This window comes from Brevibacterium mcbrellneri ATCC 49030, from assembly GCF_000178455.1.
GTDB classification, from domain to species: Bacteria; Actinomycetota; Actinomycetes; order Actinomycetales; family Brevibacteriaceae; genus Brevibacterium; species Brevibacterium mcbrellneri.
In genome coordinates, this window is the sequence record NZ_ADNU01000004.1 from 1 (window position 1) to 26,240 (window position 26,240).

Sequence of the window (26,240 nt, forward strand, 5' to 3'; positions counted from 1 at the left end):
AACAACGAACTCACTAGCACCGGTGTCACCGTTGCCCTCAGAGTTTCCAGCACCCCCAGCGTCTTCAGACTGACCGTTCGAACATCCCGTCAACGCCAGAACGCCAATCATTCCCACCGCACACGTGCGGACAGCGGATCGGACAACCTTCTTCAGCATTTTTTCTCCTTCTAGGCCCCCAACAGGCCAGCTCAAGGATAGTCGGCGCACACGTGCATGCACCTATTCGCATGTGCGCATATGCGTAATCTCACAGGCGCGTCAGTCCAAAGGTGTGACTGTGAGCGTCCCTGTGACCTCTGAGCGCCGCACGTCCACCTTGACCCCGTACGCGCTTTCTAAGAAAGCGGGGGTGAGAACGACCTCGGGCGGGCCCTGTGCCACCACCTGGGAACCCGCCGAGGTGGGTGCCAGCAACACGAGTTCGTCGCAGTACCGTGCGGCTTGAGTGATGTCGTGGAGGACCGCGATCACGGTGCGGTGTCCGCTGGCCCACGGGCGTAGCAACTGCAGCACCCGCTGTTCGTGGTTGAGATCCAAGGCCGAGGTGGGTTCGTCAAGGACCAGAGTGGGCGCTTCCTGCGCGATCGCGCGGGCCAGCGAAGTGAGTTGGCGCTCGCCTCCACTGGTTTGGCGTACGGGCCGGTCAGCCCAGTCCGTGGCCCCCACCTGCTCTAACGCGGCGTCAATCACCTCGACGTCGTGGGCAGATTTCAGAGTGAACCGATCTTGGCGCACGTACCGGCCCATCGAAACGAGCTCACGGCCGGTGAAGTCGTCCGGAGGTGGCGTGTCTTGAGCGACAAACGCGACGTGTTCGGCGCGTTCCCGAGCGCTCATGTGCGCTATTTCATGACCGTCCACTCGTACAGAACCCGTGTAGGCACGAACACCAAGGATCGCGTGCAGAAGCGTTGATTTACCCGCCCCGTTGGGTCCAATAATGCCGTGAACATGACCTGGTTCGAACGTCGCAGACACATCGCTCAGTACAGTGCGTTTGCCGTACGCAACCGCCACGTTTTCCAGAGTGACGCCGGTACTCATCGCCTGTTCCCCGTTTGTCGTCACCGTGCCCTCCGCATCACCAGGAACAGCAAGAATGGTGCGCCCACCAGTGCTGTTACGGTTCCGGTTTGGAGCACAACAGGGTTAAAGATCATCCGCGCGCACGTGTCGGCGACAACCAGGAACGTTCCTCCTAGAAAGAACGAGGCTGGGAGCAAGAACGTGTGGTCGGAACGGAACATCAAACGCACCAAGTGCGGAACCACCAAACCAACAAACGCAATGATTCCCGTGATCGCCACACCAGCGGCGGTGGTGAGAGCTGCGGCTGCCAACACCAGCTGCGAGACCCGGCGCACTTCAACCCCAGAGGACTGAGCGGTGGTCTCCCCCAGAGCGAACATGTTGAGTTCACGCGCAAAGAACAGCACACCGGCCGCACCAACAAACAGCGGAATGATCGCAACACCCAGATCGCTCATGGTGCGGCCTGTCAGATCACCGTTGAGCCAAAACAACGCAGAACGCGCGTCCTCAGCGTTCGTCGCATTCGCAATCACCGCTGAAATTACGGCACCCAAAAACGCGTTCATCGACATACCCACCAACAACAGGGTTGCCGGGGAACCACCTCGGCGGAATCCAATCGCTTGGACAACAAACGTGGCAACCAACGCTCCCACAAAAGCGCCCACGGGCAAAACCCACGGGTTCGCAACACCGCACACGATGCACAAAACCGCCACGGTAGCCGCGCCACTGGACACTCCTGTGATGCCAGGTTCTGCTAACGGATTGCGGAACACCGCCTGCATTGCCGCGCCCGCGATACTGAGTGAGCCACCCACCAAAGCCGCCGTGAGAACCCGTGGCAGGCGCACCTCGGTCACCAACAGATCAGGGCCTTGTGGCTCCACACCGCCCGGCATTAACCGTGCCAAAGCGCCAACGACCTCGGGAAGGGTCAGCGTCACAGGGCCAACCGCAACAGCAACAAAACTGGCGACAAGCAACACCACAGCAAGCACACCGAGCCACACGAACCGGGTCGGCAAGGTGGTAGAGCGCATCACGGCTGGGCGGGTGCGCTGAGGAACTTCACGTTTGGGCATGTCTCCTACAAGAATACGGATACGATACATGTATGGCGGTAGACCCAGCGGTGTTGCGTGAATTTGCGTCCGAACTAGGAATACGAACTGAGTACTACGGCAGTGACGGTGCTTTCAAAAGCGTGCCGCACGAAACCTTGCAAGCGGTCGTGGCGTCGTTTGGGTATCCGGTTGAGTCGAACCAGGACGTTGACGCGGCCCGCACAGAACGCACCCTCGCATACTGGCAACGGACCTTGCCTCCCATCACCGTGACACGCGACGACCGGGAGGACACAATCCCGGTTCATGTCCCCCATGGGACGTCCGTGACCGTGGACATGCTTTTTGAAGACGGCGGGGGTCAGGCGCTCACCCAGGTTGAGGACAATACGCCGCCTTTTGATACCGGCGCCGAGGTCGTTGGCCAGGCCCGCTTTTTACTTCCGGCAGGGCTGCCGTTGGGGTGGCACACGCTGGTGGCACACACGGAAAAAGGCGAGGCACACGCGCAAGCGGTGGTGACACCGGCGCGGTTGACCACCTCAGACGTGGTGAGTAGACGACGTGCCGTGGGCGTTCACGCGCAGCTGTACTCAGTGCGGTCGGAACGGTCCTGGGGTATGGGCGATATCGCTGATCTTCGTGATGTGAGCGCGATCCTGGGGGCGCGCTTCAACGCTGATTTTGTGCAGATCAACCCGTTGCACGCCACTGCGCCCGCTCCCCCGGTTGAAGCGTCGCCGTATTTGCCGTCATCGCGGCGTTTTTTCGCTGCCTTGTATGTGCGGGTGGAGGACATTCCGGAGTTTGCGCAGGCGCCTGAGTCTGTTCGGCAACGTGTGCGCGAATTGCACCAGCAGTTTGCGTCGGTTAACCGGCTGAATACGTTGCTTGATAGGAACCGGGTGTTGACGGCGAAGCTCGAAGCGCTGGAGCTGTTGTTTGCGGTTCCGCGCACCCCGGCGCGGAAGGCGCTGTTCGATGCGTATCGCAGGGCGGAAGGTTCCGGACTGTCCGAGTTTGCTCAGTGGTGCGCGGATGAGGCGGGACGATGCCGGCCTGGGGACGCGGTGATGGCTGATCCTGAGTTTCACGCTTGGGTGCAGTGGATCATCGACGAGCAACTTATGCATGCTCAGTCTGCTGCGACGGCTGCGGGTATGCGTATTGGCATCATGCATGACCTGGCTGTGGGAGTCGAAGAGAACGGTGCCGATGCATGGATGCACAGGACCGTTTTAGCTGAGGGCGTGTCGGTTGGTGCTCCGGCTGATCAGTACAACGAGCATGGTCAGGATTGGTCGCAATCCCCGTGGCACCCCGAACGCATGGTCCAGCACTGCTACCGGCCGTGGCGTGACATGCTGCGTACGCTCATGCGTCATGCCGGGGGCTTACGGGTTGACCACATTCTGGGGCTGTTCCGTTTGTGGTGGATTCCACGTGGCAACACCGCGCTCAACGGCGCATATGTGACGTATGACCACGAGGCGTTTGTAGGGATTCTGGCGTTGGAGGCGCAGAGGTCCGGCACCGTTGTGGTGGGTGAGGACTTGGGAACGTTCGAACCGTGGATCCAGGACTATTTGCAGGAGCGTGGGATCCTGGGCACCTCGGTACTGTGGTTCGAGCGGGACGGTGGGACACCTCGGGCCCCGCAACGATACCGACGCGCGTGCCTAGCAACGGTCAACACGCACGATTTGGCGCCGGTGCGTGGGTATGTGGACTGTTCGCATGTCAAGGTGCGTGAACAGTTGGGGTTGCTCACCCGGCCGGTGACCCAGGAGTTTGCTGACGAGAAGCGGGCGATTGATGCGGTCGTTGAGGCGGCGGATGTGGCGGGATGCTTCGGCCCTGAGGGCTCGAGCGACACGGATGATTTGGTTGTGGGGTTGCACCGGTATATCGCGCAGACGCCAGCAGTTCTGGTTGCGGCGGGGCTTGCCGATTGTGTGGGTGAACGGCGCATGCAGAATCAGCCGGGGACAAACACGGAGTACCCGAACTGGAAACTGCCGCTTGCTGATTCGAAAGGTCGTGTGGTGTTGGTCGACGATCTAGCTGGGCAGCCTCTGCTTGCTCGCATTATGGATGCGCTTTCCGAATAATTTTTTATACGATGAGCCCGTGACTGACTCATATAGCGTGAACGCGGAATGGTATGCGGCCCTGGTTATGCCGTGGCAAGACGGGATGGACAGTGCGGTCCGAACGCTTTTAGGACCGATCGACGGTGGTGCTGTTGTCGACATCGCAAGTGGCGTGGGCACGGGTTTGCCACTGTTGCATGAACTGGGTGCGGAGCGCCTGTACGCGGTTGAACCGTCTGAAGCGATGCGGATTGGGCTGGTGACAACGGTGGCGCGCGATCCGAAGCTCATGAGTGTCACCACCGTTGTTCCGCATGCGTTTCCGCAGGCCAGCGAGCTATTGCCGGCGGAGTGGTCGGCGGGCGTGATGTTGAATGCGCTTGGTCACCTGGACGATACTGACCGGGAAGAGTTGTGGGCTACTGTTGCGAAGCGGCTGGTACCTGGCGGGAGATTTGTTCTTTCACTGCAACCACCTGAAACGGTCACGGAGATTCCGTGGGCCGACTTTGGATCTGTGCAGATTGGTGATCATGTATTGCAGACGCGAGGCAAGGCGGAACCGCTGAGTGACACGCATGTGGAGTGGACCATGGAGTGGACGCTCATGGACCAGGACCGTGCCGTAATTGACGCTCGCACAACCACCTACCCGTGGCGGGTGCTCAGTCACGACCAGGTGGTTGACGAAGCGTCCCGGCACGGGCTCGTGGAAGTGCATGGCGAGGCGATTCCCACGTTTGTTGCGTTGGAAAAGCCTGTCTAGACGGAAAGCAACTACTTCGTAAAGAAGTCGTTTGGACCGGTGATGTTTCCGTCCTTGTCGTACAAGTAGAAACCTTTGCCGTCAGCAATACCGCTGAAGCCAGCGTCGATCGCCTCTTGTAGCTTTGCGGCAAAACGTTGTTCGGTTTCGTCTTCAGAGTTACGTGAAATGTTTGCTGCAACGTTGAAGCCGACTACGTCGTACACCTCAAACGGGCCGCGTCCAAAATGGGTTCCGGCCTTCCATGCGTTGTCGATTGCTTCAGGTTCTCCAACCCCATTGATGTAGAGGGCTGATCCGGCACGCAACCATGGGATTAGCAACGAGTTTAGGAAGTACCCTGGCGTTTCTTTTTCTACTCGAGCAGGGACCATGCCAGTTTCTTCCGCAAATGTAACTGCTTTGTCAACGGTCGAAGGGTCCGTTTTGGGCGTACCCATGACTTCTGCGAGGTTCTGGGACCAGATACGGTTGGCGTAGTGGATTGCGACAAATCGTTCCGGTGCTCCGCTTGAGTCAGCGAAAAGCGAAGGCAGGAGCGATGAGGTGTTGGTGGCAAGCACTGTGCGTGCGTCAGCCAGTTTTCCTACTTTTTCCCATGTTTCGCGTTTCAGGTCCAAGTTTTCAGGTACCGCTTCAATAATGATGTCAACGTCACTCACGGCTTTTGCAAGTTCAGTGGTGGTTGAAATTCGCGACAGCGCTTCATCGAACTTAGGTTCACTGAAGTCTCTGAGATCTTCCGAGTAGCCGCGACGCATCCAGTCCCAGCGAGCCGGCAGTTTGTCGAGTGATTCCTGGAACGGATCAAAAATTGTGACGTCTTTTCCGTGGTATGCCGCTTGCATAGCAATTTGGGATCCCAAAACGCCACCACCCAAGATTGTTACGGTCTTAAAGATTGTCATTGTATGCCCCCTCCTAAAGAGTCGAATGCCTGTGGTTCGAATGCTACTCCTGTCAGGAGACTGGGCGGGGTCATCGCGAAGCAAAATGTCTGTGAACTCTACTTGGACAAGCGGTCTTTACGACGTAGTTGACCTGTGAGGATAGGGGCAACGAGAGATGTGAGGACAACCAGAATCCAGAAGTCGCCATTGCGCACATCGAAGGTGGCGAGGAACTGCCCGATTGTTGCACCTTCAAGGAACATGGGCACAGCGTCGAAGACGTTTGTGAGAACGAACCAGCCTACTCCCATGATGACGTAGTCCGCGGGTTTGCAGTCCCGAATCTTGGGAATAAAGATGAAGGCCATCCCTAAAATCAGAATCGACAGGATGATCCCGCTGACAGGGCGTGCCCCATCTCCGATCGCGTCAACCAGCACGTTTTCGCGAAAGCCACCGTTGAGAATGGCCAGCGGAATAATGCCCAACCACACGGCAAACGCCTTCAAGAACTTCATGGCTCAATTATCTCAAATGTGCTTGCGCGCTTACGTCGCAGGGCAGTCGCCTGAAGAGGTGGCTGCCCTGTGTCATGCGCGCCCTTGCTAGCGCCTGTTAGCGCACAGTCGAGTTAGTGCCGTCCACGGCGCCGTGTGCCAGCCAGCGCTATGCTACCTACACCAATTCCTGCCAGCGCAAACAGCAACACCGCTGACACTTCGGTGCCCGTGCGTGGAAGCGTGCTTCCTTCGTCGTTCGCCTCCGTAGCCTCTGTCTGTGATTCCGAGCCTTCGGAGTCAGAAGTGGATTCCTCGTGGTCACCCGGTTGGTCCCCGGGTTCCTCCGGTTGCTCACTGTCTCCCGGCTTCTCCGGTTCCTCGCGATCTTCATCCCCTGGTTTTTCAGGCTCGTTTGGCTGTTCCTTGTCAGCAGTCGGCACTGTCACTTCTTGAGTTGCGGTGCGGCCGTTGACCGTCACGCTCAGTTTTGCCGTGCCCGGACGTAGCGCCGTGATCTCCCCACTCACGGGGTTGTACCGGATCACAGCGTTTTCATCAGTGGTTTCTTCGGACTGCTCACTGCCGTCAACGACATGGACACCTTCGCCACCCCACTGCGCCGTGACCGGCCACGCGACTGGAACCGTCCTTCCGTCCTGCACGAACGAAGCAGTGACCTCGCTGCTTTCGCCCTGCGGAACAGCGCGCGAGGTTTCGAGCGAGATCTCGTCGACCCACGGTCGGGTTTCTGCGGCCAACCAGTCCACTCGGTCTTGCGGAGACGGGTTCTTTCCAACCTTGCCATTTGCCGGGTCGATACCCAGCATCGTCCAACCGGTGAAGCCTCCTGTCTCCGGGGTTCCTGCCGGGCTCTTACCGGAATTACCGTTCACCAGATAGGTCACTCCCTCTACTGCAGAGCCGTGGAACACACCCACGTGTGCGTTGATCACTGCAGCCGACTTGCCTGATGTGCGTTTGAAATCAGCCATGAGCTTCTCAAAAGCACGCGCCTCGCGTTCATCTGCCAGCTGGCTGTTCTTCGTTGGCAACGGATCGTTGGGCGGGTGGTGGAAGAACACCGTCACACCTGTCAGATCTTCATTACCAGCAACCTCGTCCAGTTGCTTCTCCAGCTTCGCGATCTGGTCGATCCCACCGCTACGTAGCGAACCACCCGCCGTGTTAAGGGTAATCACTCGAGTACCGTCAACGTCCTGCGAGGAGGTCGCAGCTCCGACCTCTTGTTCGAACACACCAATATCGCTACCCATGATTTCGTGGTTACCGGGCACGTAAATGTGCGGAATGCTTGTGTCCCACTCCTCGTCGATGATCTTCTTCGCAAGAGCGAAGTCTTCTTTGGATCCTTCGTCCACGAAGTCACCATCGATGATCAGCAGATCGGGCTTTGCCTCACGGATCTCACGCAGGGTGCGACGAGCACCTGCCACCGCCTCGGAATCGGGTTGAGCGGCAATGAACTGAGCGTCACTCATCACCGCGATCTTCTGCGGGCGGTCTCCCACATCACCGTGTGTGAGCAACGCCGGGTCGTGGATTGCGGGCTCCTTCTCACCCTCCGCCGTGGGCACAGTGGTGACCTGCAGGTTGGATACTGCGATGTCGCCTGTGTACTGGGCATCCGGGCGGGTTTCCATCATGCGGATACGATCGACCGTCAGCGGTTGTGCAAGCCCTTCGGGAACAGCGAACTTGACTATTTGCCACCCTTCTTTCTCGAGGTGGTCGCCGTCAATGTTGGTGACGGTCCCGTTCGCGTCGGTCACCTGCAAGCGTGGCCAGGTGCCGTTTCCGTCGCTCTTAACATCCAGGCTGAATCCGATTGCAGTGCCCTCCACGGGCTCGGTTTTCTTGGCCCCCAGGTAGAAGCCGCGAGTGGCGCTCGAGGTACTGAAGTCGTACTTCATGCCAATCGCTGGCTTACCATCTTGGCCTTCAGCCTTTGCGATCTCACCGGAGGCGCGGGCACTGTCGGTTTCAAAGTCCTCCGGGTTGGAGAAGTCCCACAGGGCTGTGTCTTTTGTGCCGAAGGTCACCGGCACCGAGGTGGTGAGGTCTCCCACGGTAAAGGTGACTTTTCCTGTGGTGGTTTTTCCGGTGGCGCGCACGGTCCACGTACCCAGGCCGTCGTCGTCGACTTCGACTCCGCCGGTGGTAGTGACTTTGACGTCGGCGGTCTCGATGCGAGCCTGCTGGCCGTCACCGTCGAGTCCGCTGAGGGTCAGTTTCGCTCGCGTATCGGCGTTAGGCAGGCTGAGTGACTTTTCAGAAGCGCGCAGTGCAATCGCTTTGCCCAGCACGCGCAGTTGAGTTTCGTCACTCATGTTGCCCGCACTGTAGGTGACTTTCCCGGCTCCGCGTTCTTCACCAGAAATCCGAGCCACATTCTTCTTCGTCGATACGACCTTCAAAGGCGCGTCTGCACTGAAAGTCCCATCGACCTCGGCCGGGGCGAGGTTGGAGGACAGTCCGGCGCCTTTCACGGTGCGGGTCAGTCCGGGGAACACTGCGTCCTCCCCGTCGAGTCCCAGGTTCAGCTGAACGCCCGAGGTGTCATCCGACTTTGCGGAGGAGTAGAAGACGAGCGCGTTGGGGACTTCCCGCACTTTTCCATCGGAAGGGGTGTTCCAGATCTTCTGCCCGTCATCGCCGGCAACGCGGGCGGACATGGCAGACGACCCGCCACCGTCAAGGTTGAGCGCGTTGTGCGCGCCCATGTTGCGCAGCAGTTCTCCTGCTTCGGGCAGCGTCATTCCGCGGGATTCATTCGACCGCCCATCGATCACCATGACGAACAGTCGAGTGCCGTCTTTGCCGATACCTACGGCTGTGCGCGGGTGCGTGCTCGTTGCGAGGTCATCTTCCATGTTCGGAACTTCGCCGTTAGTGAGGATCTGGTGTGACCCGGCAATACCGAGGTCCACGTCCTTAGACGGCCCCACTTCGATCTCAACATTGTCGCCTTTGGCCAGCTGGGCGATTGTTTCTGCCCCGGCTTCACGCCCGATGAGCACCTGCGTCCCGTCGGCCACCCGGCGTTCGCCGAGGCTGTCGACAACGCCGGTGGTTTCCGTGACAGTCCCGTCTTTGATGACAGCGGCGGCGATCTGTGCCGCCTTCTCGTCTGGCGCGCCCACCGGGCGGTCCAGCGTGTAGTCTCCCCAGGCCGAGGTGTACACACCAATGCCATCTGCTTCCAACCTCGGGGTGTTCATTCCGGCGAGGTCGTGCTTCTTGTTCCCGGGCAGTGTGGCTGTTCCGGTGGCTGCGAGTTCCTGGACTGCGGCGCGTCCTTGCGCGATGGTCAGTGATGGTTGGGGTTTCGAGTTTCCGGCGCGCAGGCCATCGCTGCTGACCGAGGTGTAGATCGGCGCGTCCGAGTGATTGATGTCAAAAAACGTGCCGTTAACCGCTGCGACGGCTTCTTTGCCGCGTGGGCCTTGGTGCATGACATCATCCAGTGGGGCGCGTCCCGTGACAGTGCCCGTGTCCCGCAGGTCGGTGGAAAGGGTTGATTCGCCGAGGTCGGCGGTGAGAACGCTGCCTTCGTTCCACCCTGGCTGTTCGAGGCGGGAAAAGGTTGTGAGGTCCAGTCCGGGTGCGACCGGCTTGGTTTCCGAGGTGCGTAGCACACCTCCTTTGGACAGCTGCTCGTCGGTGATCTGGGCGGCAGCTGAGGTGGCCTGCCATACGTCGAGGGCTGTCAGCCCTGGGGTGAGAAGCGCAAAAACTGCGAGTAACGCAAACAGGCGCGTGCGGAATGAGGCGCGTTGTCGGGGATTCTTGTGAACGGTTGCGGGGTACTCGGTAGGTGCGGGTTGCATGCTGTCCTATCGGGTTTACGTTTTTTGCGAACGCCAGAACGCTAACAGCGGGACACTACGCGCAGATATCTGTGAGGTGAATCTCAGGTGTACCGCGATAAGTTGCCTGCTACCTGACCGATATGTTGCCTGGTACAGAGCCGATAAATTGGCGGTTAGCCGTCATCGCACATGGGATGTTGTCGCGTATCGGGCGCCACAGGTCGGGTATGAGTCCCCTGCAAATATCGGTGTCACTTCCCTGGCAATGCGGTGCGGATGCCAAAGAAAACAAGAACTGCTCCGCCCGCAGTGTCAATCCTGCGTTTCCAGTCAGCCAGGTTGAACTTCTCGGAAATCTTGCTGAGGCCTGTAGACCAAAGCCCGAGCCAGACAGCCATCACACAGACGTGTACAGCAGCGAGAAGCAACATTGACGACACTCCCATGAGCTGCGCCGGAACAAATTGCGGTGCCAGCGTTAGATACACGGTGGCGGCTTTCACATTGAGCACGTTCGCCAGATATGCCTGCCCTACCTCGTGAACGACTGGCTTCGAGGAACTGTGTGCGCGCTCAAGTGACGTTGTCGCAACGCCCCTCCGACGCCCACGCCATATAAGAAACACACCGAGACCCACCAAATAGATCGCGCCAGCGAACCTCAGAACCTGGTACACCTCCGCTGAGCGCATCACAACCGCCGCAAGCCCGAGGCCCGCAAGAAGCCCGTGAGTAATGATTCCTACGGCAGTCCCCACGATGACGGCCCAAGCACCACGCCTATCACCAACCAGGCCACGTGAACTCACCAAAGTGAAACTGGCACCGGGAGTGACGACAAGCGGAGTAACTGCGATGCAGAAGCCAATGAGCGCAGCATTTGAAAGCATTCAATCAGTATGCCATCGCTCGTAAAGAAGCCTCCAGGAACGCAGACTTAGCAGCACATGAGGCCGTCTACACGTATAAATATGAAGAGAAGACGTATACCGTTGTCGCCGTTTAAGCCAACGAGGGAAAGAGGAACAGTCATGGGTGAGTTAAATAGCAAGACACGACTGGTTCAGGAGATCAAGGCATCGCCACATGACAATTTATCTGATGCGCTCAAGGTTGCGGACCACATGTCAATTTCTCTCGTTAGAGAAGTTCTGGAGGAGGAAATCGCACCAAACGACTCCGCACTCTGCCACCGTTTCATTGAGCAATGGCTTGAGCGCCTCGAGCCTCTGCAGAAGCTAGCCGCCTCCATTGAGGTGTCTCATCTATACCTATTGGACCTGGTGGATATACCGCACGCTGAAGACCTCATACTTTTGCGCACATTGGACAATGGCGCGGATGCAGTTGTAGCCATTAGGGCCGAAATACTGTCCAATCGAGATTTGGGGCGAAATCCAGACGCAAGTTTTGGATTGACGTTTGTTAAGACTATCGAGACCGAGGTCTGTGATCCGTTGGAGACGGCCATCGAGAGATTGCGTTCAAATTCTGAGCGACTTAGTTTGTTGATTCGGCGTGCGTGCGATGAAGTGAAGGACCAAGAGTAGCCGGATTACCTTTTCAGCCGGGAAAATCCTCACTAAAGAAGCACGCCGAGCCGTCGCGGACGACGAAGTCCTTCAGCAGTCAGTCGCTCACGCTGAGTCCTGGCGTTGAACAGGTAGTCGGATCAGCCCAACCCCACCGACGACTGCAAGGACGATAGCGGTGACAATCATCGCGGTGGTGAACCCGGCCTGCTGCACGCTGAATCCAGTGAGGAGCGGTCCGGCGGCAAGGCCGGCCGCATACGCAAGGTTGTACAGGGCGAATGAGCCGCCGAGGGTGGGCGGGTTCGACCGAAAGCCCTGCTCTCCTATGAGCGTAGTCGCTGGGGCGAGCAGCAGGGCGGATGAGATCCCAAGCAGGCTCATTCCGATGCAGGTCAGCCACAGCTCCCCTGCCCAGCCGAGCACGAGCAAGGATGCCGCGGCGGCAAGCACACCGGATCCGATCAGCAGCTGCGGTAAAGCAGTGGAGACGTAGCGGCCTACAAGTGGATTCGCAATGATCGCAGCAAGCGACGCCAGCCCGAACAAGAGGCCGATAGTGAGTACCCCGGCGCCGAGATGAACTGGAAGGACCGGCTCCACACCTGAGAGCACTCCGGCCCCGACGACGATAGCAAGCACGATCGACAGGGAACCGGGCACTCGAAGCACCGCGATAGGACCAGCGGTGTCGTCGCTAACTCGCGGTGAGTCCTTGACGAGCACGATGCGCAGCACTCCGTCGGCAAGGGCGACGCCAGCGGCGAGGACGAAAGGTGAGGCGGTGCCGAGATGCTCGACCATGTACCCTGCCAGAGGCGGGCCGATTAGCACGCCGAGCGTGATGGTGGACATAGCGATTCCCATCGCCTGTCCTCGCTTCTCGAAGGGGGTTGTCGCGGCGATCAGAGACAGCGCGGCAACCCAGGACGTGCCGCCCGCGATTCCTTGAGCGAAGCGGGCGACGAGGAGTAGCCAGTACGGCCCGCCCGTCGCGAACAGGAGCGTTGCCGCAGCCAGGCCAACCAGACCAACTAGGAGCGGGGCCTTCGGGCCATATCGGTCAACCATGCGACCGGCAAAGAACGTCGCGGTGATCATTGCTATCGCGTACGACGCGAACAGGAAGCCAGTTGCTGCTGGGCCTTGCTCAACCACGGCGGGGAGCAAAGGGAGTACCGGTACGGCCAGTCCGTGAACGAGCATGTCGGTGAACAAAGCGGCAGCGCCAACGATGAGAGCGCGGTTGGGGGTCGTTTGTCCGCTCCTGGATGCGGGATTGTGATTGTGTGTCGCCATGATGAGACGACTCCTTTCTAGAGGTTCGCCACCCCTTTCGCCAGCGCCATGAGGCTGGCGCTCAACTCGTCGGGTCGCGGAAGATCGTGTGGTCGGGTCACCGCAGTCACGGTGAGGCCTTGCAGAAACACCAGCGCGAGGTTCGCAACCGTCTGGGGTGCGGCTTCGTCGGTGTTGTGGATGCTGGCTGCAATGTGGTCGCGCCAGGTGTCGAGTGTGGCGTTCTTCTCGGTCGTGTCGCCAAGCGCCTGCGGAGCAACAAGCACTGTGCAAGCAGCGAGCGCGCGGAACCGTTCGTCTCCGCACAGAAGCCTCAGGAACTCGGTCAGCAGAGCCGCAGGTTCAGTGCTTTCGTTCTCGAAGAGACGGTTGCCGTACTCAGCCCAACCCCATGAGAGCGCATCTTCCAGCAGAGCGTCCTTGGAACGAAAGTGATGGTGCAGCGCTCCACGGGTGACACCAGCGCGTTCAGCGACATACTCGAACGTCGCCCCCCTCCACCCCTTCTCTTCGAAGGCCATCAGCGCCGCCTCTAGAAGCGCCAGACGAGTGCGTTCCGCGTCCTCAGCAGTTCGTCTCATACATACAGGTTAACATGTATAGCACAACACCCGGCCGTGAGGCGCGGCTTCTGTCGTACACGGAATCCCCTTCGCAACCGACTCAATTAACCCCTCGGGTCAGTACAGCTGGAGACGACGAAAACCCTTGACCGGTATAGGTGGCCGCCTGGCCCTGCGGCTGGATCTGGCATCTGAATCACCACAGTTTAACGAGGGCTCTCTGCGCCACTCAGTATTTAGCGGCTTGCTCAGCAGTCTCAAGCAGGTCAGTAGCCGCTTGACCGGGAGCAATTCAGAGACAGTTCAATAGTGCAGAATTTGTTATCCGGCGACATCCCCCCGCGAAGTACCTCAGTAGACCTCGATCAATTTTGTGGTCGCGAGTTGAACTGCAATTTATGACCATCAGGGGCATCGACAGTCGCATAGATTCCCCAAGGCTCGTGATTCACCTCTGACGTAGTGGCGCCACGAGCCCGTAGTTGCTTTACGGTCTCAGCTACGTCATCGCAAGCGAAGGTGAGAAATGCGCCTTCTCCAGGTCGTCTACCGAACGCTGACGCTTGGGCAAGAACGATGGATGTCTCTCCACCCCGTGGCTTGATTTCGAGCCATCGCGACGATTCCCCCATTGGAGCATCCAAGATGACTTCGAAATCAAGTACGTCACGATAAAACTTCAGTGCCTCGTCTTGGTCGCTAACGTACACCACGGCCGACGCTATCCGCTTAATCATGTTGCACATACTAGCAACGCAAGTTTTGCAAAGAATCACGTGCTGGCTGTCGAGTTGATACTAAAAACACCGTCAGCTGGCAACACTCAACCGAAGTCACTTATTGCGTGAGCCACGTCGCTTCATAACGACCACGGCAATGACGGCCGCAAGAGCTGCAATAACACCCAGAATCACCAGCTCAACACCAGCTGAAGACTTTTGAAGCACCCACCCCTCAATTCGCGCCTGCGTGCTTGCCCCAAGGAACCCAGATAGTTCAGCTGTGCCGCTTGTGAAGAACAGAAGCGCCGCCAGCCCGATCATGAGCAGGCCCCCCACAAGATTCTTCCGGGTGGTTGTCACCGGACCAAAAGAGACTGGGCGTGGACGAACAAGCTTCTGAACAACGGGTAGACGTGTCCACAGCGCTGAGAGAATCACAAGCGGAAGCGCCATGCCCGCTGCAAAAAACACCAGGATCAAACCACCCCACAAGGCAGACGCGCTTGCTGCCGAGACAGTCAGAACGGCTCCCAGAATTGGACCGGCACACACCCCAGCCAACCCATAGACCGCGCCAAGCAGGTACACCGATGCGGTTGAGCGACCCACGCTCTGCACACCAGAAGGCATGAACGGAAGGTTGATATTGAGCGCGGTCATAACACCCATCACACTGATAATCACTGCAGCGACAGCCACAACAGCATCCCGGTGCACAGTGACGAAAGCGCCCACCGAACCCGCCAAAATGCCCAGCGGAACGAGTGTTGTAACCAGTCCCAAATAAAAGATAAACGTACGGCCCAACAGCTCTTTTGGAGAGGTAAAAGCGTAAGAAAAGAAAGCAGGCAGAAGCATGGCAGAACAGGGACTTAAAAGCGTGAGCACTCCCCCTGCAAAAGCTCCGAGAAGCCCTAAACTCATTGAGCTCCGGCCTTTGACAGCTGCTCGTCTATGAACTCAGAAAAGTTTTCAACCGGCTGAGCACCCCGCAACGCGCTTTCGCCATCAGACGCTGCGAAGAACGGAACGGCCTGAATTCCGTAGTATTGTTGCGCTGTCACGGTAGCTTCACCAACGGCATCGATGAGTTCAGAATCGTTCATGTCTTTACGGAACTGCTCAATATCTTCAACACCGGCGGTTTTGGCGAACTTCACAAGAGTTTCTTCGGGAAGATCAGGGTGGCCCTTTTCAGGTGCAGCTGCATAGAGAGCATCGGAGAATTCGCGGTACTTGCCCTGTTTACCGGCAGCTTCCATAGCAGCACCGGCGACAGCGGACTGTTCGCCAAAGAACGCAACAGTGATGAATTCGAAACGCACCTTTCCGGTGTCAACATACTTCTTCTTCAACTCCGGAAGGATGTCGTTATGGAAGTGAGCACAGAACGGGCAGCGAGGATCAGTCCACTCGGTGATGACAACGGAAGCGTTTACGTCACCAATGGCCGCGGAGTCTTCTGTATCTCGGCGAACCCATTCGCCTTCGTTGCCAGATGCCTGCGCACCGTTGTTTGCATGGTCTTCAGACGACGCACCGGACGTTGCACCACTTTGTGCTGGATCTTCACCGGAAGCGTTGTTATTTCCCGATGTGAGCTGGGCAATTCCCACAACCGCGATAAACGCTAGAGCCGCGACAATCGCGATGATCGCGTACGCTCTTCGACTACGCCCCTGTCTTGGAGATGAGTGATCGGCCATATATCTCACCCTAACGGCCCACACATAAAAAGTCCCGGGACATCGATCACTCGATGTCCCGAGGTCAGTTCATATCACCAGGGCTTAATCGGACGTATCTGAACGGGATAGGTGGTGCCAAGACCTTGTCGCACTAGCCCGACAGCCAGTGTCACAGCTGTCTTGAGTAGACCCAAACCGAAAATGTCTACTCAAGACAGGAGTGCCGTGATGCCTTCGGAGAGGATCTCTTGCGGACTGATGTGGTGGGTCGCGTGGAGGCGTGCGTAGGTGGGCGCTTGCTTAGGGTCGATGGCTTCGCGCTTCTCGTCAGATGCCATGGGTGCAGTGAGGGATGCTCCGATCACCAAGTTAGACAACCGGTAAGCAGTTCCCAGCGGATCTGAGGCACCCGCTTGTTCTAGCAAGACGCACATCCGCTCGGAAAGGGCCAGGTATGCCGGGCCCCTGGGGGCTCGCATGCCGATGACCTGACCGGCCCACCGGTGAGTCGTGAGGTGTGTGAAGAAGGTGTGCATCAGGGCTAGCAGGTCAGCGCTGCAGATCGCTTCTGACATTAAGGGATCATCTGCTAGCGCCGTGTCGAGGGCAAGATCGAATAGATCGTCAACTGATTCCACGCGGGAGTACAGGCTAGTTGGTGCGACGCCCACCTGCTCCGCCACAGCTCTCAAAGTGAGGGCCTTCAACCCACCGCTGTCCAGCAGTCTCACCGCCACCCTCGCAACCTCGACGATATCCACAGCACGGAGGCGTTGCACAGGTTTGCGATGTTCCCAGTAACTCACCCGACTAGCCTAACCAAACACGCTTCAGTTAGCTATCCGCACTATGTTAGGTTTAGTGCATGCTTGATGCCACCGCCCTTCCGATGGTCTTGGGGAACACTCGTTTACGCACCTTGTCCGATCTGGACGCAGAAGCATTTGCGACAGGCACCAGACATGTAACTGTTCGGCGCTTCGGCCACCTTCCCGAACCGAGCTACACCCCCGACTCCGTGCGGCGGATGATCCGCGAAGAGGTCGCCGCAGGCCTATCGTCCGGCACGTTGGCAGTCCTCGCGCTTGCGGATACCGAGACAAACCGGTTTGCGGGCTCCTTGGTGCTCTTCGACGTCAGTTCCGAGACTGCCGAGGTCGGGTTCTGGATTCATTCCAATGCTCGCGGAGAAGGGCACGCTCGTCGAGGGTTGGATCTGGCGTCGCGTTTCGCACGGAGCAGCGGACTTCGAGCTCTGACGGCACGCACGCTCCCAGCGAACAAAGCCTCTCAGCGATGCTTGATCAAGGCAGGGTTCCGTGAAGTCGAGCGATCAGCAGGGACCACGCCCGCCGGCCAGCACGAGGAGTTGATCCACTACCGACGCGATCTCATGCCCAGCGCCCAGTGGCCTTTGGCGACGGAGCGGCTCCGGCTCCGTTTGCATAATGCCAGCGATGCCGATTGGCTTCACGAGTTGTACTCACAACCCAGCGTTGCCCGCTACCTACTGGACGAGCCATGGACCAAGGAAGTCACCCGCGAAAAACTCGCCGAGCGACTAGAGAAGAACGGTCTCGATGGCGAGACTGGCGCGCTTGCGCTGGTCATCGAGCATGACGGCGTCCCGATCGGAGACGTCGCGCTGTGGCTCACAGATCACGAACACCGCCAGGGCGAGATCGGGTGGGTCCTTGACCCGGCACACGGTGGGCAAGGTTTTGCCAGCGAAGCCGTCCGAGCAGTACTCGACTTCGGGTTCGACCACTTCAAACTCCACCGCATCACCGCGCAGATGGATGCCCGCAACAGTGCCTCCGCAGCTCTTGCTCGCCGGGTCGGGCTCCGACTCGAAGCACACCACGTCCAGGACTGGTTCAGCAAAGGCGAGTGGACAGACACCCTCGTTTACGCGCGACTTGCCTCCGAAAAAATGTGCCAGTGATCAAGCCCTGTCCCGCTGAGCAATCAACCTCCGAGTGGATGGACCTTCGGAGCTTTCTGAAGGAACGAAGAGAGTACTGGACTAGTCCCTTCCGACGACACAGGCGCAGACTGATTTGCCTCGAGAAGTAGGCGAGGCGTGGGTTACACGGAAAAGTCTATGCGAAATTCACATGCGTCACGCCCTAGACGATTTGCGGTCAGCAGCAAGACCACGGCGCAGGACAACCTCATTGTGATCGCCTTCTCGACGCACCTCTGCATCAACGAAACCCAAACGACGGGCAAGGTTGAGCGATTTCACGTTCTGTTCGTGAATCTCGACTTGAGCCTCAGTGACCCCGTAATCATCATGCAAACACCCTAAAAGCCACTCCGTCGACCTCGAAGCGATTCCTTTGCCCCACATATTTGGCAACAACACGTAGGCGATGGAAGCACGATGAGCCTCCTCGTCGACCGTTGCTTGAAGTGTGCCCAGTGGTTCATCGTCTCTGTCGTTCAAGATGATCCAGTTGAGCCACCTCACGCCAAGACCCTGCGGCGCTCCCTCACAGAGGACCCTATAACGCTCCTGCAACTGTTCGATGCTCTCAGGCGGGCGCTCATCAATAAAGGTATAGATGCGCATGTCTTGGAGCTTTTCAAACATCAACTGAGCATCAGACACCTCGAGCGGCCTGATCTTAATGTCGAACTCGTCAATCATCAGACCATCCTAAAGCCAAATCAAAAGACTCCTATCGGAGCCCAGTAGCACTCAAACCATCCGGACTATAACCCACACCAGTATCGATGCGCCTGCCCACGTCACCACAGAAACAAAACTACCCCGCCAACATTTGCCTTGGCATCACTGAAAAAATCGATCACGGCCCAGGCCCCGGAACCTGGATGGATCATACATACCGATCAAGGATTCCAGTTCCAACACGCATCCTGGCGCGCCCTGATCGAAAAACACGAGGGCAAAATGTCGATGTCACGCAAAGGCAACTGCCACGACAACGCCGTAATAGAAAACTTCTTTAGCCACCTGAAAACAGAGATGTACCACGGCGAAACCTTCAACAACATCAACGAGTTCACCAACGCAATCAACGAGTACATCAACTGGTACAACAACAAACGACTACAAGAAAGACTCAAAGGCCAAACACCCATGCAATACCGAAACCAAACCCTTCAAACCCTAACCGCCTAAAACAAAAACCAGTCCAACTTTCAGGGTCAAGTCCAAACTGGTGACGTGTGGTGGGTAACTGGGTTGCGGACCAGAAAGGGAACGATGACCCGACACATCAACTCCCCAAAACACAGAATATCTCGGGACATCGAGTGAACGATGTCCCGAGACTTCACACTGTGGACCTAGCGGGAGGCTTGTCGATACTTGCCCCGCCGGTGACTCAGATGGTGCGAGCACAGTAGTCGATCCGCGCTGAACGGCGCAGGACGCACAGTCGGAGGCGCCATCCACAGCGGGCGGGTCTCTGAAAGCCATGGCCCGGCAAGTTGGTCTTGGACATGAGCGACTCTCTCGTCTCCTTCGGGAACGCGGTGTCGTCCTCCGGAACCACTCCCCGTCCAGCAGCGAGATTCGGCTGATGCGTGCCACGTATGACCAAGGGGCTTCCTTGGAGTGTGTGGGCGGTAGGTTCGGATACACGTCCGGGACAGTCCGCAAACACATACTCATCGCCGGCGTCGTGATTCGCGACACGCACGGCCGTGAAACAGTCCAGAAGGCGCAGCAGAAACATCGCCAATCCCGAGACACGTGACGCCTTGCCAGTTTCAAACTCACGGCCCAAGCGAGCGCCTGGTTGTCATCTGGTGAACCTCGTCGCCAGATAGAAAGCACACCCCTACGGATGGTTCGCTCATAATGGGACTTCGAGTGGCTCGACACGGCCCGCGGCTACCTCGTGGTCGGGCTGGCGGGATTTGACCCCAAAACCTCTTGACCCCAGACGTCCAAACGACGCAGACGAGGCCAGATTCCGCGTGATTCCGGGCGTCCGATAATGCAGAGCACAGCGTTTTGAATGATTCTGGTCCCCTTGTGGTCCCCCTTCAACGTCTTCATCTCGGGCTGCATAGGGTCACGAGCAGGACTCAGACGCGTAGGCGAGCGCCTCGGACACCCAGGCCTCCGCTTCAGCTTCGTGACTCATGTACTCAGCCTCGTCGTAGCGACCACCCACCTTGGACACAGCCATCAGTTCTGTCAGTCGGAGTCGGTCGATGACGACCCCGAAGTCCATCTCCCGAAGTCGTGCTTGTGCGCGCGCGACTTCTCGATAGCCCTCCGATGACGACTCGCGGAGCTTGTGGTGTTGCAGAACAGGGATAAACAACAACTCGATATGCTTATCCGACGGTGGCTCTGTGAACCAGGATAGGAAGTGCCCCTTAACGTAGGCACCAATCGGCTTCGTGTTCCAATTCCGGCCAGAGGCGACCTGACCGTATGCGACAACCGCTGCCGGCTGGCCATCCCGAAAAGGGCGCCAGGCCACGATATCCACCGTCCCGTCGTTCGCATTGGGAGAGAGCCCTGGAGGACGCTCGTTTGGCGCGACCCCAAGCCCCATTGCTTCCACGAGCTTCTGTACTGCGGTAAGCATGTTCGAATGGTCTGGTCGTGGGTAACCAAACCAGTAGGCGCTTCCCCCGAGAATTTCGGCGGCCGTCAGATACGACTCGATCTGCATGATCTTGGCGCTACGAGTGAAGAGTGTGTGCTTGCTCGCTATCGGTAGCAGCTCCGAGTGCATTGCGGAAATGAGCAGGCAACATACGTAAGCCCGGTGAGCTGCTTGCTCGGACGAATCCGAAGTCTCACGGCGTCTCAGTGCCCACTTGCCGTACTCGACAGTCAGCTCGAACGGGTAGAGAGGGCCAAGGACACTCTCGCGGTACGCGAGCTCTTCATGTACACGCTGCGACAGCTCGTCGGCGCTGGTTTCCAGGATCTCCTCGTCGGCAGGTTCAAGATCGATTTCCGTCAGTACATCACCGTGATCGGGCTCGGACTGAGCTGCTTGGCTTCTGATGAGTTGTTGCTCTGCCACGGGACCTTCCGAAAGCAGCACTTGGAGTTCTACCCAGTCCGCAAGGACAGCACGTGTCGAGCTGTCTAACGGTGCACTAGCTCTCATCGCCGTCCGAATCTCTTGCATGCGCCTTTTTCATGGCCTGGACGATCGAGTCCATCGCGCGACGGATTGTCTGCGCATCGTCGAGCAAATCTGATGTCGGATCGTAGCGTCCGATCATACCCGAGACCTCTTCGGAAGCGGAGAGGAGTCTGTAGAAGGACTTCTCGAACGCTCGGGCGCGGTCTTCCACAAGGTCGAAGGCTTTGTTGAGGTCACGGGTTGTCGACAGCACGCTTGTTGCCCGCTGGTTGCCGAGCACGTTAACGAGACGCCTGAGGTCGGGGTTCTGGCTACGGATGATGGAAGGATCATCACCCTGCCCGTAGAGCCATGAAAGCAGATCGCGAAGGTTCGCCCGGCTCTCCTGAGGGACCGGACCTGTCGGGAGAACAGTGTTGTCGTTCTCGGGAAGTCCGAGAAAACTCCGAACATTCGAGGTCGACAGCGCTGTATACAAGTGAGAGAAGTAGAAGGACTTCTTTGTGCGGTCTTCCTTATTGAAGAGCTTTGCTTTTTCTGCTTGTTCGAGCACCACAACTCCATTGACCAATCGACTGATGGTGTTGTGCCCGTCACCGAGACGGCGGCTCACTTCATCGATATTGTCGCCATCTTTGAGCCAAGCGTACGCGAACCTTGCTTTAGCATACGAATCCCACTTGAAGGCACCGTTGACGTGCTTGAACCCGATGAAGTCACGCGCCTTCTTACGCGACTCAACGAAGTTCACCTGTACTTTGTCCGGTATTGCCCTCGCGTGAAGTGGGTCCGGTAGCGAAACCTTGAGCTGTTGCTGAAGTTCAGGGTTGGCGAGTATTCGGAGCGCCGCCAGGCGGCGGTTCCCCTCGATCACCGTATTGGTTACTTCCTCTACGATGAGAGGTTCAAAATCAAGCCAACCCGAGTTGCCAATAGACTGGATCAACTCACCAAGATCCGCCTGGGCGTATAGGTAGCGCAACGCCTCATCTTCAGTACGGAAGGTGACATCTGGGATTCTGGGGTTTACCAGATCGAGCTTAAGCTGACCCGGCGCAACGCTAGCTAGCCGTGGCATCGTCACCCTCCTTGTCGGCCGAATCGAGCACGCCCGTGCTGACGAGTTCCTGGTGCTCGGATTCGATATCAGCCGGAATCGTTAGCGAATCAGAGAACACCATGACTTCCTGCGCTATAGTTACCCGGTGTGCTGAATAGTTCAGCGAGAACAGGCGACTACGGCGCTCACTGTACAGCTGCCCGACCTGCGGCACATTGTCGTAGGTGAGAATCCAACGGGCTACCGTGACCCCGTTAAGGCACGTAGCCAAGTCTTCGTGGTCATTTGCATCGAAGGCATTCATGTACAGTGAGCCTGCCTTCTCGAAGTAGGGCGGGTCGGCGTAGATGAACGCATTGGGGTTGTCAGCATGCTGCTTGATGATTTCGCGACCGTCTTGGTTTGTCACGGTAATGCGACTGGCATGCAGACCGATGAGGCGAATGCGCTCCAGCAGTGTGTCACGATTGAATCTCGCGTCTATCTTGTAGTTTCCGGTTTGGCTCTTACCGCCTATCGGGCCCCCGTTCAGCACACCGGAGCGGTTCGTGCGGTTCAGGTAGAACGTGGCGAAGCCGAGTCGTAGAAGGTCGTCACGCGAGGCAGTATCGTAGATCTCTCGCTGTTTTTCCCACTCCTTAACCGTGAGGTCAACGGCGCGAACGCGCCGACTGAACTCATCAGGGTCGTCCACAACGGAGCGCCAGAAGGCGTACACAGCAGGATCAAGATCATTGATCGCAATGTTCGCGACCTGACCCGATACCAAGAGGCCAAGAGCGGCACCAGCGCCACCCGCATATGGCTCCACATAGGTGCTAGAAGTGAGGTTGTTGTCGCGAATGATCTGGCGAAGCCGTGAGTACAGGAGACCCTTGCCGCCCGGGTAGCGGAGTGGTGAGACGGTGACGCGCTTCGGAGCGCGGGGCAAAGTCTGAGTAGGGCTCATGGTTTCAGTACCGCCTTCATGATTCCTTCGATCGTTGCCCAGCTCTCCCGGACATCATCGGGGGTTGCAAAGATGTGATGGTTGTGATTCGTAGAGTCGAGGTGTTCCTTGGAGCCGACAAATCCATAGCGTCCGCCACGAACTTTCTGAACAGGCTGGATCAACGCTGTCATGCCTGTTGTCCGGAAGTGATCCTCGAGCCATACGAGGCAGTTCGACAGAAAGACGAAACCCTTTTCGTTCGAGCCCTTTCGAATGTCCTCGCCCAACGCCTCAGCGTAAGCCTTGATCGTCTTCTCCAGAAATGTTCTGAGGAGGTCAAGTGTCGCATTGGGGAATCTCTGGATGTTAATTGCTGAGAGTTCTTTGACGATCTCGTGGATCGAAGCCGGAAATGCCGGTGGAACAGTGAGATTGTCAGTGTTCAGATAGTTCCGTTTCTTCGGGAACGGCTTGGCCTTGACTCTGCCAGTGTCAGATGGTTCATTCGACTGGTCTTCTCCACTGACCGCGGAACCAGCTCCTTCGCCAGGCCTGTCCCCTCCTGTTCCTTGACGGGAGTTAGGTTGCGACGTAGAGACATCCCTGGGTTGCCCATCTGTGTAAGTATCGCACTCGAGATGCTTCTCGTTGAGAAGATCGCGGAGCTCGTCCATGTACTCGACATAGCGATCACTAGAGGTCATATTCAGCGATCGAGTGTTGATCTTGCGGTCCCGGATATCACTGACGATCTTTGTAGCGACTCGTTTGAAGGATGCTGCGCTGGACAGCAGAGATACTTCGCCGGTCCCGTTCTTGACCTGAATCCCTACCAGATCGAGGAACATATCGTTTGCGTATAGCCGGGCCAGCGTTGACACGGGGAATCGCCGCTTGCGCGCGTAGTCCCCGAGTGTAGGGTCATCGTAAGAAACGTTGCGGAACAGTTCGAGAATCCGACTTCTGGTGATGAACTTTCGCACGTCGACCGTCGGATACTGAGCGATCAGGTGGTCTGGGGACTTGCCCGCGTCGAGTTGCGCCTGGAAGAAAGCCGCCTGACGGGCCGGAGTCCATGCGACACGTTGGTTACCGGTGTGAAGAGCAGCAATCAACTGATCCGCGTCGTCTTGGGACGGTGCCTTCTTGACGGTTATTCGCCGCACTGCATCCCGACTAGGAACGAGCTGCGCAAACTTGCTGATGCGCGCCTGGTGTTCGGGAGCCAGATAGGGGTTCTGGATGGCCTTGAGCGCAGCAACGCGCCGATTCCCTTCGACCACGATCAATTGACCATCGCGCTCCACCACGATCGGGATTTCGTGAGTCAGCAATCCGACCTTAGCTATGCCTTCTACCAGTTTCAACGCCTTCTCGTTTGTGAAGAGATCCTGGACGATGTCGGATTCCGGTACGCCATCGGGAATGTCGAGCCGAACGTTACGGGGGTCCAGATGCAGGTCGTTGACCACGTCAACGACCATCTCCTCCCAGGCGGACATGTCAATCATCGCGGCATCCTCCGGCGGCCACGATGCCGCCGAACTCAGGGGTCAGTTTGGTCGCGGAGTCACCCCTGGCTAGGGCCAAGATATCGCTCTGGAAGAAGCGCAAGACACGTTCAACTTTCGCTCCCGGCAGGGGCCCTTCGCAGGCGAGCGCGAAGACAGTCTTAGTACTGACGCGCAGAAAGGCGGCTGCCTCGTCAGTAATCAGAACTTCGTGTTCTTCTGCCATCTTCCTGCACTCTCCTCTTACTAGCTCCAACGTCACGCTACCAGTTGCGGCATCGCCGACCCAACAAGCGCGCAGTTGCGGGCGACTTCGATCACCGATGAACCAAACGGCATCTCATTAGTCTGGCGCCTGAAGTGTCGCGGGGTTTGTTCCTAGGCGTTTGCCTTGATTTCTATTATTTCCTGTGGCGGGTTCTGTTTCCAAAATTCGGTTTCAACCTCGGACGGGGTTCGGTATCCCACACTTTGGCGGGTGTCGTGCTTCGTTCCACCACGACACCCACTCAAAGGTCGCTATTTCTACATCGACGACATCGTTCCACCTGCGAGTATGGATGAGCTCGTTCTTGTAGGAGCCGTTAACGTTTTCAGCTAGAGCATTGTCATAGGAATCGCCAACGGTTCCGGTGGAAGCGGCAATCCCGTGTTGGGAAAGCCGCTCGTTGTAGACAACGCTGACGTACTGCCAGCCGTGGTCAGAATGGTGCACCAAACCTGTTGTTTCTTCAGCACACACGATCGCCTGGTTGAGGGCTTGCAGTGGTAACACTTCGGTACGCATGGAATCTGATAACGCCCACCCAACGATCCGTCGGGAGTAAACGTCGGTGACAAACGCGGCATACACAAAGCCTGTCTTGGTACGCACATAGGTAATATCTGCCACCCACAGTGTGTTCGGGCCTTGGGCTTTGAACTCACGCCCCACTAAATCCGGGCGCAAATCCGGCACGTTAGGCTTGCGAGTGGTTCTAGGCACACGTTCTTTACCTTTGCCAGAGACACCGGCCAGGCGCATCAGCCGAGCGGTTTGTTCACGACCGATATCGATTCCGTCGCGACGAAGAGCATGCCACATCTTCCGCACACCGTAAACGCCGTAATTATCTTTATGCACTGTACTAATGCGTTCAACCAGCACAGCGTCACGAAGACGACGAGCACTGAGTCCACGGGCTTTGGACTGGCGATAACCACGCGAGGTGATGAACCCACCAGCCCGGCTATTCTTCAACGTCTTGCAGATGAACTCGACAGAGAAACGATTCCGATACTCATCGATGAACCGGATCATTTCCGACGTTGGGGGTCGAGTTCCGACGCGAAAAAAGCTGAGGCAGCTTTCAGCAGCTCATTCGTGTCGCGCAGCTCCTGATTTTCACGGCGTAGCCTCGCGTTTTCCGCGACCAAATCTTCAGGCATTGGCTCTGAGATCTTTCCTGCGCGGCGGGCCTGCTGAGTCCACTGACGAGCCGTGTGCCATGAAACCCCCAATTTAGGGGCCACTGCCTGACACGCGGCCTGCATCGACATGTTCTCCGCCAAGATACGGTCCTCTACAAGACGGACCACACGGTCCTTAGCATCCTGGACAAATTTCCTTGGCATGCTCCAAATTTTCCCATCTACTCAAACGGAACAAAACCCGGGACACTTCACA

Annotated in this window: 22 protein-coding genes and 2 pseudogenes; 5 read left to right on the top strand and 19 right to left on the bottom strand. The window is 57.7% G+C overall.

Features of this window, described 5'->3' with window-relative positions:
• Positions 1 to 261 precede the first annotated feature (261 nt).
• Both HMPREF0183_RS00130 and HMPREF0183_RS00135 read right to left on the bottom strand, forming a co-directional pair.
• Positions 262 to 1,071: an ABC transporter ATP-binding protein gene (locus HMPREF0183_RS00130; RefSeq protein WP_005881438.1), complete on the bottom strand. Its 810-nt coding sequence runs from the start codon at positions 1,069 to 1,071 to the stop codon at positions 262 to 264.
• On the bottom strand, positions 1,068 to 2,120 hold the full coding sequence (locus tag HMPREF0183_RS00135; protein WP_245527069.1) for a FecCD family ABC transporter permease: 1,053 nt from the start codon (positions 2,118 to 2,120) through the stop codon (positions 1,068 to 1,070). Before HMPREF0183_RS00135 ends, HMPREF0183_RS00130 begins: the two co-directional genes overlap by 4 nt.
• A gap of 32 nt (positions 2,121 to 2,152) precedes the next feature.
• On the opposite strand from HMPREF0183_RS00135, the gene malQ reads away from it, so the two are divergent.
• Together malQ and HMPREF0183_RS00145 are read left to right on the top strand one after the other, a co-directional pair.
• Complete coding sequence (gene malQ, locus HMPREF0183_RS00140) at positions 2,153 to 4,213, top strand: 4-alpha-glucanotransferase (RefSeq protein WP_005881442.1); 2,061 nt, start codon at positions 2,153 to 2,155, stop codon at positions 4,211 to 4,213.
• A 19-nt stretch (positions 4,214 to 4,232) separates the two neighbouring features.
• Complete coding sequence (locus HMPREF0183_RS00145) at positions 4,233 to 4,961, top strand: class I SAM-dependent methyltransferase (protein ID WP_211205304.1); 729 nt, start codon at positions 4,233 to 4,235, stop codon at positions 4,959 to 4,961.
• Between the two features lie 11 nt (positions 4,962 to 4,972).
• Here the strand turns inward: HMPREF0183_RS00145 and HMPREF0183_RS00150 are convergent, their stop codons facing one another.
• The 4 genes from HMPREF0183_RS00150 to HMPREF0183_RS00165 all read right to left on the bottom strand — a co-directional run bounded on the left by HMPREF0183_RS00150 (position 4,973) and on the right by HMPREF0183_RS00165 (position 11,071).
• Positions 4,973 to 5,869 carry a 3-hydroxyacyl-CoA dehydrogenase gene (locus tag HMPREF0183_RS00150; protein ID WP_005881445.1) on the bottom strand — a complete coding sequence of 299 codons (897 nt, stop codon included), beginning with the start codon at positions 5,867 to 5,869 and terminating at the stop codon, positions 4,973 to 4,975.
• Positions 5,870 to 5,967: 98 nt separating this feature from the next.
• Entirely contained in the window at positions 5,968 to 6,369 is a 402-nt protein-coding gene (locus HMPREF0183_RS00155) for a hypothetical protein (protein WP_005881447.1), read from the bottom strand.
• 113 nt (positions 6,370 to 6,482) lie between these two features.
• Positions 6,483 to 10,199 (bottom strand): phosphodiester glycosidase family protein, encoded by a 3,717-nt coding sequence (locus tag HMPREF0183_RS00160; RefSeq protein WP_005881449.1) that lies wholly within the window; start codon positions 10,197 to 10,199, stop codon positions 6,483 to 6,485.
• Between the two features lie 233 nt (positions 10,200 to 10,432).
• A complete protein-coding gene (locus tag HMPREF0183_RS00165; protein WP_005881451.1) occupies positions 10,433 to 11,071 on the bottom strand; it encodes a LysE family translocator in 639 nt (212 codons plus the stop codon).
• 141 nt (positions 11,072 to 11,212) lie between these two features.
• Between HMPREF0183_RS00165 and HMPREF0183_RS00170 the strand changes: the two genes are divergently transcribed.
• Positions 11,213 to 11,731, top strand: coding sequence for a hypothetical protein (locus HMPREF0183_RS00170; protein ID WP_005881456.1), 519 nt, complete (start codon positions 11,213 to 11,215; stop codon positions 11,729 to 11,731).
• 87 nt (positions 11,732 to 11,818) lie between these two features.
• Here the strand turns inward: HMPREF0183_RS00170 and HMPREF0183_RS00175 are convergent, their stop codons facing one another.
• The 6 genes from HMPREF0183_RS00175 to HMPREF0183_RS00200 form a co-directional block, all read right to left on the bottom strand.
• A complete protein-coding gene (locus tag HMPREF0183_RS00175; RefSeq protein WP_005881458.1) occupies positions 11,819 to 13,012 on the bottom strand; it encodes an MFS transporter in 1,194 nt (397 codons plus the stop codon).
• Between the two features lie 17 nt (positions 13,013 to 13,029).
• A complete protein-coding gene (locus HMPREF0183_RS00180; protein WP_005881459.1) occupies positions 13,030 to 13,593 on the bottom strand; it encodes a TetR/AcrR family transcriptional regulator in 564 nt (187 codons plus the stop codon).
• 347 nt (positions 13,594 to 13,940) lie between these two features.
• Positions 13,941 to 14,321 (bottom strand): VOC family protein, encoded by a 381-nt coding sequence (locus tag HMPREF0183_RS00185; RefSeq protein WP_005881461.1) that lies wholly within the window; start codon positions 14,319 to 14,321, stop codon positions 13,941 to 13,943.
• Positions 14,322 to 14,408: 87 nt separating this feature from the next.
• Positions 14,409 to 15,221: a cytochrome c biogenesis CcdA family protein gene (locus HMPREF0183_RS00190; RefSeq protein ID WP_005881463.1), complete on the bottom strand. Its 813-nt coding sequence runs from the start codon at positions 15,219 to 15,221 to the stop codon at positions 14,409 to 14,411.
• A complete protein-coding gene (locus tag HMPREF0183_RS00195; protein WP_005881465.1) occupies positions 15,218 to 16,003 on the bottom strand; it encodes a thioredoxin domain-containing protein in 786 nt (261 codons plus the stop codon). Before HMPREF0183_RS00195 ends, HMPREF0183_RS00190 begins: the two co-directional genes overlap by 4 nt.
• A gap of 191 nt (positions 16,004 to 16,194) precedes the next feature.
• Positions 16,195 to 16,791, bottom strand: a complete 597-nt coding sequence (locus tag HMPREF0183_RS00200) for a TetR/AcrR family transcriptional regulator (protein WP_245527070.1) — start codon at positions 16,789 to 16,791, stop codon at positions 16,195 to 16,197.
• A 59-nt stretch (positions 16,792 to 16,850) separates the two neighbouring features.
• Between HMPREF0183_RS00200 and HMPREF0183_RS00205 the strand changes: the two genes are divergently transcribed.
• A complete protein-coding gene (locus HMPREF0183_RS00205) occupies positions 16,851 to 17,930 on the top strand; it encodes a GNAT family N-acetyltransferase (protein WP_005881468.1) in 1,080 nt (359 codons plus the stop codon).
• Between the two features lie 177 nt (positions 17,931 to 18,107).
• On the opposite strand, the gene HMPREF0183_RS11910 is transcribed toward HMPREF0183_RS00205, so the two are convergent.
• Complete coding sequence (locus HMPREF0183_RS11910; protein ID WP_005881470.1) at positions 18,108 to 18,638, bottom strand: GNAT family N-acetyltransferase; 531 nt, start codon at positions 18,636 to 18,638, stop codon at positions 18,108 to 18,110.
• Positions 18,639 to 18,755: 117 nt separating this feature from the next.
• On the opposite strand from HMPREF0183_RS11910, the pseudogene HMPREF0183_RS00215 reads away from it, so the two are divergent.
• Positions 18,756 to 19,133, top strand: a pseudogene (locus tag HMPREF0183_RS00215) (transposase); the annotation flags it as partial.
• 901 nt (positions 19,134 to 20,034) lie between these two features.
• Here the strand turns inward: HMPREF0183_RS00215 and HMPREF0183_RS00220 are convergent.
• The 6 genes and pseudogenes from HMPREF0183_RS00220 to HMPREF0183_RS00245 all read right to left on the bottom strand — a co-directional run bounded on the left by HMPREF0183_RS00220 (position 20,035) and on the right by HMPREF0183_RS00245 (position 26,188).
• Positions 20,035 to 21,006 (bottom strand): hypothetical protein, encoded by a 972-nt coding sequence (locus HMPREF0183_RS00220; RefSeq protein ID WP_245527071.1) that lies wholly within the window; start codon positions 21,004 to 21,006, stop codon positions 20,035 to 20,037.
• 76 nt (positions 21,007 to 21,082) lie between these two features.
• The gene (locus HMPREF0183_RS00225) at positions 21,083 to 22,150 is read right to left on the bottom strand and encodes a ParB N-terminal domain-containing protein (protein ID WP_005881479.1); all 1,068 of its coding nucleotides are present in this window, start codon (positions 22,148 to 22,150) and stop codon (positions 21,083 to 21,085) included.
• Positions 22,134 to 23,081: a DNA adenine methylase gene (locus HMPREF0183_RS00230; protein WP_005881481.1), complete on the bottom strand. Its 948-nt coding sequence runs from the start codon at positions 23,079 to 23,081 to the stop codon at positions 22,134 to 22,136. Before HMPREF0183_RS00230 ends, HMPREF0183_RS00225 begins: the two co-directional genes overlap by 17 nt.
• Positions 23,078 to 24,574 (bottom strand): hypothetical protein, encoded by a 1,497-nt coding sequence (locus HMPREF0183_RS13550; protein WP_005881483.1) that lies wholly within the window; start codon positions 24,572 to 24,574, stop codon positions 23,078 to 23,080. Before HMPREF0183_RS13550 ends, HMPREF0183_RS00230 begins: the two co-directional genes overlap by 4 nt.
• The gene (locus tag HMPREF0183_RS00240; protein ID WP_005881489.1) at positions 24,567 to 24,800 is read right to left on the bottom strand and encodes a helix-turn-helix domain-containing protein; all 234 of its coding nucleotides are present in this window, start codon (positions 24,798 to 24,800) and stop codon (positions 24,567 to 24,569) included. Before HMPREF0183_RS00240 ends, HMPREF0183_RS13550 begins: the two co-directional genes overlap by 8 nt.
• A 152-nt stretch (positions 24,801 to 24,952) precedes the next feature.
• A pseudogene (locus HMPREF0183_RS00245) lies at positions 24,953 to 26,188 on the bottom strand (IS3 family transposase).
• Positions 26,189 to 26,240 lie beyond the last annotated feature (52 nt).